Annotated in this window: 25 protein-coding genes; 20 read left to right on the top strand and 5 right to left on the bottom strand. The window is 50.5% G+C overall.

Features of this window, described 5'->3' with window-relative positions; translation table 11 throughout:
- Nucleotides 1–140 precede the first annotated feature (140 nt).
- The 9 genes from rlmB to FQ015_RS20690 all read left to right on the top strand — a co-directional run bounded on the left by rlmB (nucleotide 141) and on the right by FQ015_RS20690 (nucleotide 7,782).
- Complete coding sequence (gene rlmB, locus FQ015_RS20730) at nucleotides 141–872, top strand: 23S rRNA (guanosine(2251)-2'-O)-methyltransferase RlmB (RefSeq protein WP_001293285.1); 732 nt, start codon at nucleotides 141–143, stop codon at nucleotides 870–872.
- Between the two features lie 126 nt (nucleotides 873–998).
- Complete coding sequence (locus FQ015_RS20725; protein WP_115738414.1) at nucleotides 999–1,400, top strand: YjfI family protein; 402 nt, start codon at nucleotides 999–1,001, stop codon at nucleotides 1,398–1,400.
- Nucleotides 1,401–1,418: 18 nt separating this feature from the next.
- Nucleotides 1,419–2,117, top strand: a complete 699-nt coding sequence (locus FQ015_RS20720; protein WP_000511955.1) for a PspA/IM30 family protein — start codon at nucleotides 1,419–1,421, stop codon at nucleotides 2,115–2,117.
- Nucleotides 2,117–3,187 (top strand): potassium channel family protein, encoded by a 1,071-nt coding sequence (locus FQ015_RS20715; protein WP_000466338.1) that lies wholly within the window; start codon nucleotides 2,117–2,119, stop codon nucleotides 3,185–3,187. Before FQ015_RS20720 ends, FQ015_RS20715 begins: the two co-directional genes overlap by 1 nt.
- A complete protein-coding gene (locus tag FQ015_RS20710) occupies nucleotides 3,184–3,843 on the top strand; it encodes a YjfK family protein (RefSeq protein WP_039021170.1) in 660 nt (219 codons plus the stop codon). The genes FQ015_RS20715 and FQ015_RS20710 overlap by 4 nt, the downstream gene beginning before the upstream one ends.
- Before the next feature lie 17 nt (nucleotides 3,844–3,860).
- Complete coding sequence (locus FQ015_RS20705; protein ID WP_000547753.1) at nucleotides 3,861–4,259, top strand: DUF350 domain-containing protein; 399 nt, start codon at nucleotides 3,861–3,863, stop codon at nucleotides 4,257–4,259.
- A gap of 9 nt (nucleotides 4,260–4,268) precedes the next feature.
- Nucleotides 4,269–4,907 carry a DUF1190 domain-containing protein gene (locus FQ015_RS20700; RefSeq protein WP_000101673.1) on the top strand — a complete coding sequence of 213 codons (639 nt, stop codon included), beginning with the start codon at nucleotides 4,269–4,271 and terminating at the stop codon, nucleotides 4,905–4,907.
- Between the two features lie 2 nt (nucleotides 4,908–4,909).
- Nucleotides 4,910–6,073, top strand: coding sequence for a glutathionylspermidine synthase family protein (locus FQ015_RS20695; protein ID WP_160524438.1), 1,164 nt, complete (start codon nucleotides 4,910–4,912; stop codon nucleotides 6,071–6,073).
- A gap of 83 nt (nucleotides 6,074–6,156) precedes the next feature.
- Nucleotides 6,157–7,782 carry an isovaleryl-CoA dehydrogenase gene (locus tag FQ015_RS20690; protein ID WP_039021172.1) on the top strand — a complete coding sequence of 542 codons (1,626 nt, stop codon included), beginning with the start codon at nucleotides 6,157–6,159 and terminating at the stop codon, nucleotides 7,780–7,782.
- Between the two features lie 149 nt (nucleotides 7,783–7,931).
- On the opposite strand, the gene yjfN is transcribed toward FQ015_RS20690, so the two are convergent.
- On the bottom strand, nucleotides 7,932–8,207 hold the full coding sequence (yjfN, locus tag FQ015_RS20685; protein WP_000811566.1) for a DUF1471 family protease activator YjfN: 276 nt from the start codon (nucleotides 8,205–8,207) through the stop codon (nucleotides 7,932–7,934).
- Nucleotides 8,208–8,355: 148 nt separating this feature from the next.
- Nucleotides 8,356–8,685: a biofilm peroxide resistance protein BsmA gene (gene bsmA / locus FQ015_RS20680; protein ID WP_000254636.1), complete on the bottom strand. Its 330-nt coding sequence runs from the start codon at nucleotides 8,683–8,685 to the stop codon at nucleotides 8,356–8,358.
- A gap of 181 nt (nucleotides 8,686–8,866) precedes the next feature.
- Here bsmA and yjfP point away from each other — a divergent pair, with 181 nt between their 5' ends.
- Nucleotides 8,867–9,616: an esterase gene (gene yjfP / locus FQ015_RS20675; protein WP_088541524.1), complete on the top strand. Its 750-nt coding sequence runs from the start codon at nucleotides 8,867–8,869 to the stop codon at nucleotides 9,614–9,616.
- On the opposite strand, the gene ulaR is transcribed toward yjfP, so the two are convergent.
- Both ulaR and ulaG read right to left on the bottom strand, forming a co-directional pair.
- Nucleotides 9,613–10,368, bottom strand: a complete 756-nt coding sequence (gene ulaR, locus FQ015_RS20670) for an HTH-type transcriptional regulator UlaR (protein ID WP_000133631.1) — start codon at nucleotides 10,366–10,368, stop codon at nucleotides 9,613–9,615. The two genes, yjfP and ulaR, sit on opposite strands and share 4 nt — an antisense overlap.
- Nucleotides 10,369–10,475: 107 nt before the next feature.
- The gene (gene ulaG / locus FQ015_RS20665; RefSeq protein ID WP_001353507.1) at nucleotides 10,476–11,540 is read right to left on the bottom strand and encodes an L-ascorbate 6-phosphate lactonase; all 1,065 of its coding nucleotides are present in this window, start codon (nucleotides 11,538–11,540) and stop codon (nucleotides 10,476–10,478) included.
- A 354-nt stretch (nucleotides 11,541–11,894) separates the two neighbouring features.
- Here ulaG and ulaA point away from each other — a divergent pair, with 354 nt between their 5' ends.
- The 6 genes from ulaA to ulaF are packed head-to-tail and all read left to right on the top strand — an operon-like array spanning nucleotide 11,895 to nucleotide 16,301.
- Complete coding sequence (gene ulaA, locus FQ015_RS20660) at nucleotides 11,895–13,292, top strand: PTS ascorbate transporter subunit IIC (protein WP_000404886.1); 1,398 nt, start codon at nucleotides 11,895–11,897, stop codon at nucleotides 13,290–13,292.
- A 15-nt stretch (nucleotides 13,293–13,307) separates the two neighbouring features.
- Complete coding sequence (gene ulaB / locus FQ015_RS20655) at nucleotides 13,308–13,613, top strand: PTS ascorbate transporter subunit IIB (RefSeq protein WP_000218362.1); 306 nt, start codon at nucleotides 13,308–13,310, stop codon at nucleotides 13,611–13,613.
- 9 nt (nucleotides 13,614–13,622) lie between these two features.
- Complete coding sequence (gene ulaC / locus FQ015_RS20650) at nucleotides 13,623–14,087, top strand: PTS ascorbate transporter subunit IIA (RefSeq protein ID WP_000776505.1); 465 nt, start codon at nucleotides 13,623–13,625, stop codon at nucleotides 14,085–14,087.
- A gap of 13 nt (nucleotides 14,088–14,100) precedes the next feature.
- Nucleotides 14,101–14,751, top strand: a complete 651-nt coding sequence (gene ulaD / locus FQ015_RS20645; RefSeq protein WP_000056740.1) for a 3-keto-L-gulonate-6-phosphate decarboxylase UlaD — start codon at nucleotides 14,101–14,103, stop codon at nucleotides 14,749–14,751.
- A gap of 9 nt (nucleotides 14,752–14,760) precedes the next feature.
- Nucleotides 14,761–15,615: an L-ribulose-5-phosphate 3-epimerase UlaE gene (ulaE, locus tag FQ015_RS20640; RefSeq protein WP_000949498.1), complete on the top strand. Its 855-nt coding sequence runs from the start codon at nucleotides 14,761–14,763 to the stop codon at nucleotides 15,613–15,615.
- Nucleotides 15,615–16,301, top strand: a complete 687-nt coding sequence (ulaF, locus tag FQ015_RS20635) for an L-ribulose-5-phosphate 4-epimerase UlaF (RefSeq protein ID WP_088541521.1) — start codon at nucleotides 15,615–15,617, stop codon at nucleotides 16,299–16,301. The genes ulaE and ulaF overlap by 1 nt, the downstream gene beginning before the upstream one ends.
- Nucleotides 16,302–16,429: 128 nt before the next feature.
- On the opposite strand, the gene yjfY is transcribed toward ulaF, so the two are convergent.
- Entirely contained in the window at nucleotides 16,430–16,705 is a 276-nt protein-coding gene (gene yjfY, locus FQ015_RS20630) for a DUF1471 family protein YjfY (RefSeq protein WP_000492917.1), read from the bottom strand.
- Nucleotides 16,706–17,031: 326 nt separating this feature from the next.
- On the opposite strand from yjfY, the gene rpsF reads away from it, so the two are divergent.
- From rpsF to rplI, 4 genes are read left to right on the top strand one after another with little or no spacing between them, the layout of a single operon-like run.
- A complete protein-coding gene (rpsF, locus tag FQ015_RS20625) occupies nucleotides 17,032–17,427 on the top strand; it encodes a 30S ribosomal protein S6 (protein ID WP_001216676.1) in 396 nt (131 codons plus the stop codon).
- Nucleotides 17,428–17,433: 6 nt separating this feature from the next.
- Entirely contained in the window at nucleotides 17,434–17,748 is a 315-nt protein-coding gene (priB, locus tag FQ015_RS20620; protein ID WP_001296681.1) for a primosomal replication protein N, read from the top strand.
- Between the two features lie 4 nt (nucleotides 17,749–17,752).
- A complete protein-coding gene (rpsR, locus tag FQ015_RS20615; RefSeq protein ID WP_000135199.1) occupies nucleotides 17,753–17,980 on the top strand; it encodes a 30S ribosomal protein S18 in 228 nt (75 codons plus the stop codon).
- Nucleotides 17,981–18,021: 41 nt separating this feature from the next.
- Nucleotides 18,022–18,471, top strand: coding sequence for a 50S ribosomal protein L9 (rplI, locus tag FQ015_RS20610; RefSeq protein ID WP_001196062.1), 450 nt, complete (start codon nucleotides 18,022–18,024; stop codon nucleotides 18,469–18,471).
- Nucleotides 18,472–18,542: the final 71 nt, after the last annotated feature.

The following is an 18,542-nucleotide window of genomic DNA, read 5'->3' as shown; positions in this document are numbered from 1 at the left end:
AAAATGCGCTTTGTTCATGCCGGATGCGGCGTGAACGCCTTATCCGGCCTACATAATCACGCAAATTCAATACATTGCAGGGATCATGTAGGCCTGATAAGCGTAGCGCATCAGGCAAAACGTAAACAACGAGTACATTAATGAGCGAAATGATTTACGGCATCCACGCAGTGCAGGCCCTGCTGGAGCGCGCCCCTGAACGTTTTCAGGAAGTCTTTATTTTAAAAGGCCGTGAAGATAAACGTCTGTTGCCGCTGATTCACGCCCTTGAGTCCCAGGGCGTGGTTATCCAGCTGGCAAACCGCCAATATCTCGACGAGAAAAGCGACGGTGCCGTGCATCAGGGCATTATCGCCCGTGTGAAGCCAGGACGTCAGTATCAGGAAAACGATCTGCCGGATCTGCTCGCTTCGCTCGATCAGCCGTTCCTGCTGATCCTCGACGGTGTAACCGATCCGCACAACCTCGGCGCGTGCCTGCGCAGCGCGGACGCCGCTGGCGTTCATGCGGTGATTGTGCCGAAAGATCGCTCCGCACAGCTCAACGCCACGGCGAAAAAAGTGGCCTGCGGCGCGGCAGAAAGCGTTCCGCTGATTCGGGTGACTAACCTGGCGCGCACCATGCGTATGTTGCAGGAAGAGAATATTTGGATCGTCGGTACGGCAGGAGAGGCGGATCATACGCTCTATCAGAGCAAAATGACCGGACGGCTGGCACTGGTTATGGGCGCAGAAGGTGAAGGCATGCGTCGCCTGACTCGTGAACATTGCGATGAGTTGATCAGCATCCCCATGGCAGGAAGCGTTTCTTCCCTGAACGTTTCGGTAGCGACCGGCATTTGCTTATTTGAAGCGGTACGCCAGCGTAGCTAATTTCTCTGAATTATGAAAAACCATCCATATTTGGATGGTTTTTTTTTGTCTGGAGCTGGTAAGATAATTACGTGCTACAAATATTTATATTATTAATATTTCAACTTAATCACTATGGAATAATATATGACATGGAATCCGTTGGCGCTGGCGACGGCGCTGCAAACTGTACCTGAACAAAATATTGATGTAACAAATAATGAAAACGCATTAATTATTAAAATGAATGATTATGGCGATTTGCAAATCAATATTCTATTTACTTCCCGCCAAATGATTATCGAAACCTTTATTTGTCCGGTAAGTAGTATCAGCAATCCAGATGAATTTAATACCTTCTTATTAAGAAATCAGAAGATGATGCCGTTGTCATCGGTAGGGATCTCCAGCGTGCAACATGAAGAGTATTACATTGTTTTCGGTGCGTTATCGCTTAAATCTTCTCTTGAAGATATCCTGCTTGAGATAACCTCGCTGGTAGATAACGCATTGGATCTGGCTGAAATTACAGAAGAATATTCACACTAATTACAAGGACGGGTATTTATGGGAATTTTAAAAAGTTTATTTACGCTGGGGAAATCGTTTATCTCTCAGGCGGAAGAATCCATTGAAGAAACCCAGGGTGTGCGCATGCTGGAACAGCATATTCGTGACGCTAAAGCTGAACTCGATAAAGCCGGAAAATCTCGCGTTGATCTGCTGGCGCGGGTGAAATTAAGTCACGATAAGCTGAAAGATTTACGTGAGCGCAAAGCCAGTCTGGAAGCTCGTGCGCTGGAAGCGTTAAGCAAGAACGTTAATCCGTCGTTGATTAACGAAGTTGCTGAAGAAATCGCGCGCCTTGAGAATCTTATTACCGCTGAAGAGCAAGTGTTGTCGAATCTGGAAGTCTCTCGTGATGGCGTGGAAAAAGCAGTTACAGCGACAGCGCAGCGTATCGCTCAGTTTGAGCAGCAAATGGAAGTCGTTAAAGCCACTGAAGCCATGCAGCGTGCACAACAGGCTGTAACGACTTCTACCGTTGGCGCATCTTCCAGCGTTTCGACAGCGGCAGAATCCTTAAAACGCCTGCAAACGCGTCAGGCCGAACGTCAAGCTCGCCTGGATGCTGCCGCACAGCTGGAAAAAGTGGCAGATGGTCGCGATCTTGATGAAAAACTGGCGGAAGCCGGAATTGGCGGTAGCAACAAAAGTAGCGCCCAGGATGTATTAGCAAGACTGCAACGCCAACAGGGCGAGTAATGTTCTTCTCATGGATCATTAAAACCTGCCGACGTCACCTTTCCAGGCTTACCTGGCCGGCATTGACTGGATTATTTACAGGACAGTATCTGTTTTGTTATCTGGTGTTAACTGCGTTGCATGAAGAGGCGTTGGTAGGTCAACTTAGTAATTTTATTTATTACTGCTCGGTTGTGGGATCAACGCTGGGGTTTGGTGATATCACACCCCAAACGGTGGGGGGACGTCTGTTCACAGCGCTCTGGCAGATTCCTGTGAGTGTTGGTTTATTTGGCGCTTTAATGGGAAAAGTCATTGCATTAGTGCAAGACATATTGGCGAAAGGAATGACGGGAATGGGCGACTACAGCAATTTGCGCAACCATATGCTGGTCATTGGATGGCGCGGGCATCAGACTGAAAAGATGATTTCATTATTGTTGTTTGATTCCCGAAGAGCATTTGGCCGGGTACTTTTGTGTGAGCGGGATGATATTCAACATCCGATGCCTGGAAATAATTGGGTCGATTTCATTCGTATTAGTAATTTTAATGATCCGCATGAACATACCCGCATGGGACTGGCAAATTGCCAAAGTGTCATCATCTTTTCGCAAACAGATGAGCAGACGTTCACGACCGCACTATCCCTGGCGGATTTTATTCCTGAAAGATGCCATATCGTCGCTTATCTGGAAGATGAACGCTACGCTCGTTTATTAGAGGTTCATTGTCAACGTATTGAAATAGTGCGAAATATTTCAGCAGAACAACTTTCCCGTTCAATACAAGATCCCGGTTCATCTCAATCAGTGGCATCGATTATGAATCCAATGCTGGGGGATACGGGGTTTGTTTTACCGATTCCTGAACGGGTTACCTCAATGCGTTATGGCGCATTGATGCATTATATGAAACTTCATCATGATGCCACCGTCCTGGGAATAAGCAGTTGTAAAAATGGTAGGGGAATGGAACTGAATCCAGTCATTGCAACGGAAGTTAAAGGCGGTATGTGGCTGCATCTTATTGGCAATAACCGTATTTTGGCTGAAGAAGTGGCATGGCAGGACATTGAGGGAAGCATATGACAAGTTTTTTCAAGCGTCTGTTTGGTAAGGATGATAAACCTGTAATCGCACGTGGCCCGCTGGGACTTCATCTCAATAGCGGCTTTACGCTCGACACGTTAGCGTTTCGTTTGCTGGAAGATGAATTGCTGATTGCGCTGCCGGGTGAAGAATTTACGGTAGCCGCTGTCAGCCACATCGATCTGGGCGGCGGTAGTCAGATTTTCCGCTACTACACTTCGGGCGATGAATTTCTGCAAATCAATACCACCGGCGGCGAAGATATTGATGACATTGATGATATAAAGCTCTTTGTCTATGAAGAGAGCTACGGTATCAGCAAAGAGAGCCACTGGCGCGAAGCGATCAACGCTAAAGCGATGGGGGCAATGACTTTAAACTGGCAGGAAAAACGCTGGCAGCGATTTTTTAACAGCGAAGAACCGGGGAATATCGAACCCGTCTATATGCTGGAAAAAGTTGAAAATCAAAACCACGCCAAATGGGAAGTGCATAATTTTACCATGGGCTATGAACGGCAGGTGACCGAAGATACCTGTGAATATTTGCTGTTAAATGGTGAGGAATCTTTTAACGATCTCGGCGAGCCGGAGTGGTTATTTTCGCGCGCACTGGGTGTTGATATCCCACTGACATCACTTCATATTATTGGTTAATTACAAGGACGTTTACGATGCATATACTGGATTCACTTCTTGCCTTTAGCGCCTATTTTTTTATTGGCGTGGCTATGGTGATTATTTTTCTGTTTATCTACTCCAAAATTACACCGCACAACGAATGGCAGTTAATTAAAAACAATAATACCGCGGCGGCACTGGCGTTCAGTGGTACATTGTTGGGTTACGTGATCCCATTATCTAGTGCGGCAATCAATGCGGTGAGTATTCCGGATTATTTTGCCTGGGGCGGGATCGCACTGGTGATTCAGTTACTCGTTTTTGCTGGCGTCAGACTTTATATGCCAGCATTAAGCGAAAAAATTATTAATCACAATACCGCAGCAGGAATGTTTATGGGAACCGCCGCGCTGGCTGGCGGTATTTTTAACGCAGCTTGTATGACATGGTAATGGACGATCATGGCCAGAAAACGCAAATCAAGAAATAACAGTAAAATTGGTCACGGAGCGATCAGTCGCATTGGAAGACCTAATAATCCTTTTGAGCCGCGACGCAATCGCTACGCACAAAAATACTTAACGTTGGCGCTAATGGGCGGTGCAGCTTTTTTTGTATTGAAAGGTTGTGGCGATAGTGGTGATGTCGATAACGACGGTGACGGAACGTTTTACTCGACAGTGCAGGATTGTATTGATGACGGTAATAATTCAGATATCTGTGCTCATGGCTGGAACAATGCCAAAGCGGCATTTTATGCCGATGTTCCGAAGAATATGACTCAGCAGAATTGTCAGTCTAAGTACGAAAATTGCTACTACGACAATGTTGAACAGAGTTGGATCCCGGTCATTTCTGGATTTTTATTAAGCCGGGTTATTCGTAAAGATCGCGATGAGCCGTTCGTTTATAACAGCGGTGGATCCTCATTTGCTTCCCGCCCCGTCTGGCGCAATACTTCCGGTGATTACTCCTGGCGCTCCGGTTCTGGCAAAAAAGAGTCTTACTCCTCGGGCGGCTTTACCACCAGAAAAGCGTCAACTGTTTCTCGCGGCGGCTATGGTCGTTCTTCCAGCGCCCGTGGGCATTGGGGAGGCTAATCATGCTGAGACACAACGTTCCTGTACGGCGGGATCTGGACCAGATCGCCGCTGACAACGGTTTCGACTTTCATATCATCGACAATGAAATCTATTGGGATGAGAGTCGGGCTTACCGCTTTACCCTGCGCCAGATTGAAGAGCAGATCGAAAAACCAACTGCGGAACTGCATCAGATGTGCCTTGAGGTGGTGGATCGCGCGGTTAAAGACGAAGAGATCCTGACGCAACTGGCGATCCCGCCGTTGTACTGGGATGTGATCGCCGAAAGCTGGCGCGCACGCGATCCTTCGCTGTATGGACGGATGGATTTTGCCTGGTGTGGCAATGCGCCGGTGAAGCTGCTGGAGTACAACGCCGATACGCCAACCTCGTTGTATGAATCGGCTTATTTCCAGTGGCTGTGGCTGGAAGATGCCCGGCGCAGCGGCAGTATTCCGCGTGATGCCGATCAGTACAATGCCATTCAGGAACGCCTGATTTCGCGCTTTAGTGAGCTTTACAGTCGGGAACCGTTTTATTTCTGCTGTTGTCAGGACACCGATGAAGACAGGAGTACCGTGCTGTACTTGCAGGACTGCGCCCAGCAGGCAGGGCAGGAGTCGCGGTTTATCTACATTGAAGATCTCGGTTTGGGCGTCGGCGGTGTGCTGACCGATCTTCATGATAATGTCATCCAGCGTGCATTTAAGCTGTATCCGCTGGAGTGGATGATGCGTGACGATAACGGTCCGCTGCTGCGCAAGCGCCGCGAGCAATGGGTGGAGCCGTTATGGAAAAGTATCTTGAGCAACAAAGGGTTAATGCCGCTGCTTTGGCGCTTCTTTCCTGGTCATCCTAACCTACTTGCATCCTGGTTTGATGGCGAAAAACCGCAGATTGCCGCTGGCGAAAGCTATGTGCGTAAACCGATCTACTCACGCGAGGGCGGTAACGTCACCATTTTCGACGGTCAGAATAACGTCGTTGACCACGCTGAGGGTGATTATGCCGATGAACCGATGATCTACCAGGCGTTTCAACCCCTACCACGATTTGGCGATAGCTACACACTCATCGGTAGCTGGATTGTCGATGATGAAGCGTGCGGAATGGGGAGCCGTGAAGATAACACGCTGATCACCAAAGACACCTCACGTTTCGTTCCGCATTATATTGCTGGCTAAGAATGTTTTAGCAATCTCTTTCTGTCAGGAATCCGTGGCAGTGACCATACTAATGGTGACTGCCATTGATGGAGGGAGACACAGTGCACTGGCAAACTCACACTGTTTTTAATCAACCTATACCCTTAAATAACAGCAACTTATACCTGTCTGATGGCGCGCTCTGCGAAGCGGTAACGCGTGAAGGTGCTGGCTGGGATAGCGATTTTCTCGCCAGTATTGGTCAGCAGTTAGGAACGGCTGAATCCCTTGAACTGGGGCGACTGGCGAATGTGAATCCGCCCGAATTATTGCGCTACGATGCGCAAGGACGCCGTCTGGACGATGTGCGTTTTCACCCCGCCTGGCACCTGCTGATGCAGGCGTTATGTACCAATCGGGTACACAATCTGGCCTGGGAAGAAGACGCTCGCTCCGGCGCATTTGTGGCGCGAGCGGCGCGTTTTATGTTGCACGCACAGGTTGAGGCAGGGTCGTTATGCCCGATAACGATGACCTTTGCCGCCACGCCATTGCTGTTACAGATGTTACCCGCGCCGTTTCAGGACTGGACCACGCCGCTGTTGAGCGATCGCTACGATTCCCACTTATTGCCAGGTGGGCAAAAACGCGGTTTGTTGATTGGCATGGGAATGACGGAAAAGCAGGGCGGTTCCGATGTCATGAGCAACACCACCCGCGCAGAGCGACTGGAAGATGGCTCTTATCGGCTGGTGGGGCATAAATGGTTTTTCTCGGTGCCGCAAAGCGATGCGCATCTGGTGCTGGCGCAGACTACGGGCGGTTTGTCCTGCTTTTTTGTGCCGCGCTTTTTGCCTGACGGGCAACGCAACGCGATTCGCCTCGAGCGGCTGAAAGATAAGCTGGGTAATCGCTCTAACGCCAGCTGCGAAGTGGAGTTTCAGGATGCCATTGGCTGGTTGTTGGGGCAGGAAGGGGAAGGAGTTCGTCTGATCCTGAAAATGGGTGGGATGACGCGTTTTGATTGCGCCCTGGGTAGCCATGCCATGATGCGCCGTGCATTTTCGCTGGCGATTTATCATGCCCATCAACGCCATGTTTTTGGTAATCCATTGATCCAACAACCCCTTATGCGTCATGTCTTAAGTCGCATGGCACTTCAGCTTGAAGGTCAAACGGCGTTGCTGTTTCGTCTTGCGCGAGCATGGGACCGGCGTGCCGATGCCAAAGAAGCCCTGTGGGCGCGTTTATTTACGCCTGCGGCGAAATTTGTTATCTGCAAACGTGGTATGCCGTTTGTGGCCGAAGCGATGGAGGTGCTGGGCGGTATTGGTTATTGCGAGGAGAGCGAGCTGCCGCGGCTTTACAGGGAAATGCCGGTGAACAGCATCTGGGAAGGTTCTGGCAATATTATGTGCCTGGATGTATTGCGCGTTCTTAATAAGCAGGCGGGTGTATACGACTTACTGTCGGAAGCGTTTATGGAAGTGAAAGGGCAGGATCGCTATTTTGATCGCGCGGTTCGTCGTTTGCAGCAGCAACTGCGTAAGCCAGCTGAAGAAATGGGGCGAGAGATTACTCGTCAGCTATTCCTGCTGGGTTGCGGCGCGCAAATGTTGAAATATGCCTCTCCGCCAATGGCGCAGGCGTGGTGTCAGATGATGTTTGATACGCGCGGCGGCGTGCGGTTGTCAGAGCAGATCCAGAATGATTTATTGCTGCGGGCGACGGGGGGAGTATGTTTATAAACGAGTCAGCCAGATGTGATGCTAGCGCGTCTTATAATGGCAACAGCAGCATTACGAGTTATCAACTAACACAATGAAATTTCAGGAACTGTTGGCCGGATAAGGCACAGGTGCCGCATCCGGCATTGTTCATTTGTTGCGGATGACACTCACGCATACAGTATCGCCTGTACACGCCAGTTATCAGGCTGCTGGTCTTCGTACATGGTAATAATGCGGTACCATGATGCACCTTGTTCATCGGCCTTTAACGCCACGATACGTTCCACGTCCTGCGGATCCCCTGAAATATTGCTAACCGAGATCTGACCTATTTCATTCAGGCCCGTCACGCAGTCAGCACTGGCGAATTCTGCAGACTGTGCCGTGGCGCTCGCAGGATAAGTCACTAATTGCAGCGAGGGTGAGGCAAGTAATTGTTTCATCGTCAGCTCCATTTTTCGTTTCCCCACATGTTGCAGGGCATTCCATCGCGGTAATAAACGCCCGAGCTTCCAGCTGGTAATTTATTGTGCACAGGTAAACGCATAGGGACGCAAAGCAATGTAAAGCTGACTATGTAAGTTGTCTGATTTATTTACGGTACAAAATGGCTTGTGAATACCACTGTCCTGTCACGATGGTTTCGTCCACCATGACGACAACGTAATAATCAGCTTTTGCAGCGACAGCTTTCGCTCTGATTTCTGCTAATGCGTCATCCGGAGAACCCCGAACCATCGTGCTTACGCTACCTATTCGCTGTAACCCTTGCGTCTGGTCGCGGCGAATCTCTTGCGGATGGTCCGTTACTGGCGGTGCTGGCTGTGGCGTACCTTGCAGTGCGCTACAGGCACTTAACATCAACACCAATAATAAACTGGCAAACCGGTAAATAACGCTATTACGTTTCCTGCTAACCATAGTGTAGTGCCTTATTAATTTAACTTTGGGGGAATGTTCCCGAATTGTTACCTGGTACGCGATTTTCGAATGAAAACGTGATGAAAGCGTAACCCACATCTCAACATTATGAACTAATACCGCCAGCAGAAACTTGTGCTAAGGATTTCTTCATGTCATACCAGACAAAAAGGAGAGACAGATGATTGAAATAGACTCGCGCGTGCTGGCAGATATTCCCGTTCTTCATGCTTATCCTGTCGGGCAAAAAGATACCCCGTTACCGTGCGTGATTTTTTATCACGGCTTTACTTCGTCCAGTCTGGTGTATAGCTATTTTGCCGTTGCGCTGGCGCAGGCTGGTTTGCGGGTGATCATGCCGGATGCGCCCGATCACGGTAGCCGTTTTAGGGGCGACGCAGCACGGCGGTTAAATCAATTTTGGCAAATTTTGCTACAAAGTATGCAGGAATTCACTACCTTACGTGCGGCAATAGCCGAAGAAAACTGGCTGCTTGCTGACCGTCTGGCAGTCGGTGGCGCGTCGATGGGCGCGATGACGGCACTGGGAATTACCGCTCGCCACCCCACGGTGAAATGTACCGCCAGCATGATGGGATCGGGCTATTTTACATCGCTCGCCCGTTCACTGTTTCCACCGCTGATACCTGAAACGGCAGCACAGCAGAATGAATTCAATAACATTGTCGCGCCGCTGGCAGAGTGGGAAGCGACAAACCACCTGGAACAACTTGGTGACAGACCTCTACTGCTGTGGCATGGCCTTGACGATGACGTCGTGCCTGCCGACGAATCACTACGTTTGCAGCAGGCCTTAAGCGAGACGGGACGGGATAAACAGCTAACCTGTTCATGGCAGCCAGGCGTGCGTCACCGCATTACGCCTGAGGCATTAGATGCTGCCGTGACATTTTTCCGCCAGCATCTTTAAACACGCAGAATGCTGACCCCTTGCGCTTCCAGTTGTTGCAGGATTTCCGGGTTAGCATTTTTGCCGGTGATCAGCATATCGATTTGATCTGCACGACTAAAGAGCATCCCCGCACGTTCGCCGATCTTACTGCTATCAACCAGTACCACCAGTTTCCCTACCACGCTCAACATCTTCTGCTCTGCCATTGCCGTCAGCATATCAGTTTTATACAACCCTTCTGCGGTCAGTCCTTTGCCGCTGGTAAACATCCAGTGCCCGGCATAGAGACTGTTTTCGCTGCCTTGTGGACTTAAGGTGATGGACTGGCTTTTGTTGTATTGGCCGCCCATGATAATCACGCTGTCATGCTCCTGATCGATCAGGTAATTCGCCAGCGGTAGATAATTAGTAATGATTTGCACTGGCTTGCCACACATTTCCCGCCCAAGCAGAAACGCGGTGGAACCGCAGTTGATGACGACGCTTTCGCCGGGATTCACCAGCTGCGAGGCTGCTTTAGCGATACGTACTTTTTCATCATGGTTCTGCGCCTGATGCAGATTCATCGGCGTCCAGCGTGGGCGCTGCTGGGTAATGGCTTCTGCGCCATTGCGCACTTTTTTCAGTTTGCCGCTTTCGTCAAGTTTATTGATATCGCGTCGAGCGGTAGCAGGCGAAATTCCCAGACGCTCAACGACTTTCTCAACGGTCACAAAGCCCAATTGTGCGAGCATTTCCAGGAGAATTTGATGTCTTTGTGCTTCAGTCATGAGCTATTCCGATAAAATTTGATTTTTTTAGATGATATTTGAAATAGCCAGGAAATACTACGCCGGATAGCGCGAACTTCTCCACGCCATCCGGTATAAACGACAGATTACAGGAACGACTTGAACGGCAGATCCGGTTCAATGGTGAAGCAATCGTCAAAACCGCGTGGATAGTGGTACTCGAAGTTGTCTTTATCCAGCGGCCAGGTAAACTTACCGCCAACCTGCCAGATAAACGGCTTGAAGCCATACTTCAGGCGATCTTTTTTCATCTCCCACAGTACGCGGATCTCTTGCGGATCGGCCTGGAAGTTTGACCAGATATCATGGTGGAACGGGATAACCACTTTTGTATTCAGCGCTTCTGCCATACGCAGGATATCAGCACTGGTCATTTTGTCGGTGATACCACGTGGGTTTTCACCGTATGAACCTAATGCCACGTCGATCTGATGCTCGTTACCGTGCTTCGCATAGTAGTTAGAGTAGTGGGAATCGCCACTGTGATACAGGGTACCGCCCGGCGTTTTGAACAGGTAGTTTACCGCGCGATCGTCCATGCCGTCTGGCAGTACGCCAGCCGCTTTTTGATCGGCAGGCAAAGTGATCAGTGCAGTACGGTCAAACGCGTCAAGGGCATGAATTTCAATGTCTTTCACTTTAACGACATCGCCCGGTTTGACCACGATGCAACGTTCTTTCGGCACACCCCAGCCAATCCACAAATCCACGCAGGTTTTCGGCCCGATAAATGGCACGTCATCAGCGCAGTTCTGCATCACGGCAGCAGCGACGTTGACGTCGATATGATCGTTGTGATCGTGAGTTGCCAGTACCGCGTCGATCTGGCGAATCGCAAACGGATCAAGAACAAATGGGGTGGTACGCAGGTTCGGTTGCAGTTTTTTCACGCCAGCCATGCGCTGCATCTGGTGACCCTGTTTCATTAGTGGGTTACCGTGACTTTGTTTGCCAGTACCACACCAGAAATCGACGCAAACGTTGGTGCCACCTTCCGATTTCAGCCAGATCCCGGTGCAGCCTAGCCACCACATCGCGAATGTGCCAGGAGCTACCTGTTCTTGTTCAATTTCTTCATTCAACCAGCTACCCCACTCCGGGAAAGTGCTCAGGATCCAGGATTCACGGGTGATACTTTTCACTTTACTCATCGCCATTTACCTTCATGATAGTTCAATTTAAATCAATATTTGATTGGTTTTGATTAATCCTGACACTATTTTTTCAGGAAGGCAATGACCATTTTTTGACTTTTTGCCTGATGAGTAGTTGTTGATTTTAAGGCATTAAAGATGAAAAGGATTGTGATATTTAATTAACTACATGAATTTTAATTAATAAGTTTTGCATTGTGTGAATTCCATGCTTTCTATGTGGAATTATTTGCGGGTCGCGTCACATTTAATCATAAATAATCTTGTTGTGATTACTTTTGAAAATTAGAGTGAGTGCACAACATTCCGGGTGTGTGGAATACCCGGTTACCTCTTCTTCAGGAGATCGTTATGGAGATCCTCTACAACATCTTTACCGTGTTTTTTAACCAGGTCATGACCAATGCCCCGTTACTGCTGGGTATTGTGACCTGTCTGGGTTATATCCTGCTGCGCAAAAGCGTCAGCGTGATTATCAAAGGTACGATTAAAACCATTATTGGTTTCATGTTGTTGCAGGCCGGGTCCGGCATCCTGACCAGCACCTTCAAACCGGTGGTGGCGAAAATGTCGGAAGTCTACGGTATCAACGGTGCGATTTCAGATACCTACGCATCGATGATGGCAACTATCGAGCGCATGGGCGATGCCTATAGCTGGGTGGGTTACGCGGTGTTACTGGCTCTGGCGCTGAACATCTGTTACGTGCTGCTGCGTCGCATTACCGGTATTCGTACCATCATGCTGACGGGTCATATCATGTTCCAGCAGGCGGGGCTGATTGCCGTTACGCTGTTTATCTTTGGTTACTCCATGTGGACCACCATTATCTGCACCGCGATTCTGGTTTCGCTCTACTGGGGTATTACCTCCAACATGATGTATAAGCCGACTCAGGAAGTGACGGACGGCTGTGGTTTCTCCATCGGTCACCAGCAGCAGTTTGCATCATGGATTGCTTATAAAGTTGCGCCTTTCCTCGGCAAAAAAGAGGAGAGCGTTGAAGACCTCAAACTGCCTGGCTGGCTGAACATTTTCCACGACAACATCGTCTCCACGGCGATTGTCATGACCATCTTCTTTGGTGCCATTCTGCTCTCCTTCGGTATCGACACCGTGCAGGCGATGGCAGGTAAAGTGAACTGGACGGTGTACATCCTGCAAACCGGTTTCTCCTTTGCGGTGGCGATCTTCATCATCACTCAGGGCGTGCGCATGTTTGTGGCGGAACTCTCTGAAGCGTTTAACGGTATCTCCCAGCGCCTGATCCCCGGTGCGGTTCTGGCGATTGACTGTGCGGCCATCTATAGCTTCGCGCCGAACGCTGTGGTCTGGGGCTTTATGTGGGGCACCATCGGTCAACTGATTGCAGTTGGCATCCTGGTCGCCTGCGGCTCTTCCATTCTGATTATCCCTGGCTTTATCCCGATGTTCTTCTCTAACGCCACTATTGGCGTGTTTGCTAATCACTTCGGTGGCTGGCGCGCGGCGCTGAAGATTTGTCTGGTGATGGGGATGATTGAAATCTTTGGTTGCGTCTGGGCGGTGAAACTCACCGGTATGAGCGCCTGGATGGGCATGGCGGACTGGTCGATTCTGGCACCACCGATGATGCAGGGCTTCTTCTCCATCGGCATCGCCTTTATGGCCGTCATCATTGTCATTGCACTGGCTTATATGTTCTTCGCTGGCCGCGCGCTGCGCGCAGAAGAAGATGCAGAAAAACAACTGGCAGAACAGTCTGCTTAATAAGGAGTTTTGATTATGACCGTACGTATTCTGGCTGTGTGTGGTAACGGACAAGGCAGTTCCATGATCATGAAAATGAAAGTGGACCAGTTTTTAACCCAGTCGAACATCGACCACACGGTAAACAGCTGCGCGGTTGGTGAATACAAAAGCGAGTTGAGCGGCGCGGATATCATCATCGCTTCTACGCACATCGCGGGCGAAATCACCGTGACCGGCAACAAATATGTCGTTGGCGTGCGCAACATGCTCTCTCCTGCTGACTTTGGCCCGAAACTGCTGGAAGTGATCAAAGAACATTTCCCGCAGGACGTGAAGTAAGGGCGCGCTATGAAATTACGTGATTCGCTGGCGGAGAATAAATCTATCCGTCTGCAGGCTGAAGCTGAGACATGGCAGGACGCAGTGAAAATCGGCGTTGACCTGTTGGTGGCGGCGGATGTTGTCGAGCCGCGTTACTACCAGGCGATTCTGGATGCGGTTGAACAGCACGGCCCGTACTTTGTGCTCGCACCGGGCCTGGCAATGCCGCATGGTCGCCCGGAAGAGGGCGTTAAGAAAACCGGCTTTGCGCTGGTGACGCTGAAAAAGCCGCTGGAGTTCAACCACGAAGATAACGACCCGGTGGATATCCTCATCACGATGGCGGCGGTCGATGCCAACACGCATCAGGAAGTGGGCATCATGCAGATCGTCAACCTGTTTGAAGATGAAGAGAATTTCGACCGTTTACGCGCCTGCCGTACTGAGCAGGAAGTCCTGGATCTCATTGACCGCACCAACGCGGCTGCTTAAGAAGGAATTGAAAATGTCATTACCGATGTTGCAAGTCGCGCTGGACAACCAGACTATGGCTAGCGCCTACGAAACCACTCGCCTGATTGCCGAAGAAGTCGACATTATCGAAGTGGGCACCATTCTGTGCGTGGGCGAAGGTGTGCGTGCGGTTCGCGATCTGAAAGCGCTTTATCCGCACAAAATCGTGCTGGCAGACGCCAAAATCGCCGATGCCGGAAAAATCCTTTCTCGTATGTGCTTCGAAGCCAACGCTGACTGGGTGACCGTGATTTGTTGTGCAGATATCAACACCGCCAAAGGCGCGCTGGACGTGGCAAAAGAGTTTAATGGCGACGTGCAGATCGAACTGACCGGTTACTGGACCTGGGAACAGGCGCAGCAGTGGCGCGACGCAGGTATCCAGCAGGTGGTTTATCACCGCAGCCGTGACGCGCAGGCCGCAGGCGTGGCGTGGGGCGAAGCGGATATCACCGCGATCAAACGTCTTTCCGATATGGGCTTCAAAGTCACCGTCACCGGTGGCCTGGCGCTGGAAGACCTGCCGCTGTTCAAAGGCATTCCGATTCATGTGTTTATCGCTGGGCGTAGTATCCGTGATGCCGCCTCTCCGGTTGAAGCCGCGCGTCAGTTCAAACGTTCCATCGCCGAACTGTGGGGCTAAGGAGCGGATATGTTGTCCAAACAAATCCCGCTTGGCATCTACGAAAAAGCGCTCCCCGCCGGGGAGTGCTGGCTGGAACGGCTGCAACTGGCAAAAACGTTAGGCTTCGATTTTGTCGAGATGTCGGTAGATGAAACGGACGATCGCCTCTCGCGCCTTGACTGGAGCCGCGAGCAGCGTCTGGCGCTGGTGAACGCGATTGTTGAAACCGGCGTGCGCGTACCGTCCATGTGCCTTTCTGCTCATCGTCGTTTCCCGCTGGGCAGCGAAGATGACGCAGTGCGGGCGCAGGGGCTGGAGATTATGCGCAAAGCTATCCAGTTCGCCCAGGATGTCGGTATTCGCGTGATCCAACTGGCGGGCTACGACGTTTACTATCAGGAAGCCAATAACGAAACGCGTCGTCGTTTCCGTGACGGCCTGAAAGAGAGCGTTGAGATGGCAAGCCGCGCGCAGGTGACGCTGGCGATGGAGATCATGGATTACCCGTTGATGAACTCCATCAGCAAGGCGCTGGGTTACGCGCACTATCTTAACAACCCGTGGTTCCAGCTCTACCCGGATATCGGCAACTTATCGGCGTGGGATAACGACGTGCAGATGGAATTGCAGGCCGGAATCGGGCACATCGTTGCGGTGCATGTGAAAGACACTAAACCAGGCGTCTTCAAAAACGTGCCATTTGGCGAAGGCGTAGTGGATTTCGAACGTTGCTTTGAAACGCTCAAACAGAGTGGCTATTGCGGGCCGTACCTGATTGAGATGTGGAGCGAAACGGCGGAAGACCCGGCGGCAGAAGTGGCGAAAGCGCGTGATTGGGTGAAAGCGCGCATGGCTAAAGCAGGCATGGTGGAGGCGGCATAATGCAAAAGCTGAAACAGCAGGTATTTGAAGCCAACATGGATCTGCCGCGTTACGGGCTGGTGACCTTTACCTGGGGTAACGTCAGCGCCATTGACCGCGAACGCGGGCTGGTGGTGATCAAGCCCAGCGGTGTCGCCTACGAAACCATGAAAGCAGACGATATGGTGGTGGTTGATATTAGCGGCAAGGTGGTGGAAGGGGAGTATCGTCCGTCTTCCGACACTGCGACGCATCTTGAACTCTACCGCCGTTATCCGTCGCTTGGCGGCATTGTCCATACCCACTCCACGCATGCCACCGCATGGGCGCAGGCGGGGCTGGCGATCCCGGCATTAGGCACCACGCACGCTGACTACTTCTTTGGCGATATCCCGTGTACGCGTGGGTTAAGTGAAGAAGAAGTGCAGGGGGAATACGAGCTAAACACTGGCAAAGTGATTATCGAAACGCTGGGTGACGCCGAGCCGCTGCATACGCCGGGAATTGTGGTGTATCAGCACGGGCCATTCGCCTGGGGGCAAGATGCTCACGATGCGGTGCATAACGCGGTGGTGATGGAAGAAGTGGCGAAAATGGCGTGGATTGCCCGCGGCATTAACCCACAACTGAATCACATCGACAGCTATCTCATGAATAAACATTTCATGCGGAAGCACGGTCCTAACGCCTATTACGGGCAGAAGTAAAACACGCGCTGCGGAAATTTCCTTCTTCGGGAGATAACTGGTCTAAGTCCGCAGCCGTTTTTCAAAAAAAGCCCCCTGAGAAGGGGGCAAAGCAAACTATGGCAATGTTTCGTTGGTTATACCTGGTGCTAGCGATAAATATCCGCGCTGGCGTGCATGTTGCCGTTACTCCCCGGTTCCCGCATCAGAATCACGTGGTAGTACGTTGCGCCCTGCGCATTTGTCTCTTCATTTAATGCCTGACGCGCTTCGCTTTCAGTGGCGAAATTATGATTGATATAAATCACGCCTAAGCTTTGCACATCGTCCATATTTCTGGCCTGGTGGTTATTAATTTCAATGGCTGCCCATGTATTTGCACTTAGCAAAAGCACAGCCAGAAGGGCTAAAACACGACTGAACATAGATACCTCCTCAACGGCTGACTTTGTGTGCTCTCCTCTGTGATGCTCTTCTGATTTAATTTTAATCAATGATAAAGAAGTGGATGGTGACCATTTCTGATGCAGTTGTTCAAAAAAACACCATGATGAAGTGTGATGAACTTCAAATCAGCGTGTTAGTACGATTTGGTGAAAGATGAGATTTATTTGTCGGCTGGCCTTGAGTTTAGCGGGGTATGTCAGTACTATAACGCGTCATTTTTCAGCCGACCTTTAACACGTTCCTTGCCTCCCCGGGATTCGGCTGACCCAGACAGGAGGCTGAATAATCCGTAAGGAGCAATTCGATGCGTCATTACGAAATCGTTTTTATGGTCCATCCTGACCAGAGCGAACAGGTTCCGGGCATGATCGAGCGCTACACTGCTGCCATCACTGGTGCAGAAGGCAAGATCCACCGTCTGGAAGACTGGGGCCGCCGTCAGCTGGCTTACCCGATCAACAAACTGCACAAAGCACACTACGTTCTGATGAACGTTGAAGCTCCGCAGGAAGTGATCGATGAGCTGGAAACTACCTTCCGCTTCAACGATGCCGTTATCCGCAGCATGGTTATGCGTACCAAGCACGCTGTTACCGAAGCATCTCCGATGGTTAAAGCGAAAGACGAGCGCCGTGAGCGTCGCGATGATTTCGCAAACGAAACCGCTGATGATGCTGAAGCTGGGGATTCTGAAGAGTAATTTCTGATGACCAACCGTCTGGTGTTGTCCGGCACCGTGTGCAGGACTCCCCTTCGAAAGGTCAGTCCATCAGGAATTCCTCACTGCCAGTTCGTGCTTGAGCATCGTTCTGTGCAGGAGGAAGCCGGCTTTCACCGGCAGGCGTGGTGTCAAATGCCCGTTATTGTTAGCGGACACGAAAACCAGGCCATTACTCACAGTATAACGGTCGGCAGTCGCATAACCGTTCAGGGGTTCATTTCATGCCACAAGGCAAAGAACGGTCTGAGCAAAATGGTTTTGCATGCCGAGCAGATTGAATTGATAGATTCTGGAGACTAGCCATATGGCACGTTATTTCCGTCGTCGCAAGTTCTGCCGTTTCACCGCGGAAGGCGTTCAAGAGATCGACTATAAAGATATCGCTACGCTGAAAAACTACATCACCGAAAGCGGTAAGATTGTCCCAAGCCGTATCACCGGTACCCGTGCAAAATACCAGCGTCAGCTGGCTCGCGCTATCAAACGCGCTCGCTACCTGTCCCTGCTGCCGTACACTGATCGCCATCAGTAATCGGTCACGGTCCATTAATACGACTTTGAGAGGATAAGGTAATGCAAGTTATTCTGCTTGATAAAGTAGCAAACCTGGGTAGCCTGGGTGATCAGGTAAACGTTAAAGCGGGCTATGCTCGTAACTTCCTGGTACCGCAGGGTAAAGCTGTTCCAGCTACCAAGAAAAACATTGAATTCTTCGAAGCACGTCGCGCTGAACTGGAAGCTAAACTGGCTGAAGTTCTGGCAGCTGCTAATGCTCGTGCTGAGAAAATCAATGCACTGGAAACTGTTACCATCGCGTCTAAAGCTGGCGACGAAGGTAAACTGTTCGGTTCCATCGGTACTCGCGACATCGCTGACGCTGTAACTGCAGCTGGCGTTGAAGTGGCTAAGAGCGAAGTTCGTCTGCCGAACGGCGTTCTGCGTACCACTGGCGAACACGAAGTGAGCTTCCAGGTTCACAGCGAAGTATTCGCGAAAGTGATCGTAAACGTAGTAGCTGAATAATTCGTTATTCAACGAGACGTAAAAACGCCGACCTTGTGTCGGCGTTTTGCTTTTATAGCGAGCGCTTGTAG

This window comes from Escherichia sp. HH26CH, assembly GCF_009820205.1.
In the GTDB taxonomy this organism is placed as follows: Bacteria; Pseudomonadota; Gammaproteobacteria; order Enterobacterales; family Enterobacteriaceae; genus Escherichia; species Escherichia coli_F.
Note: the sequence above shows the minus strand (reverse complement) of the source record. Positions and strands in the feature narration are given on the sequence as shown.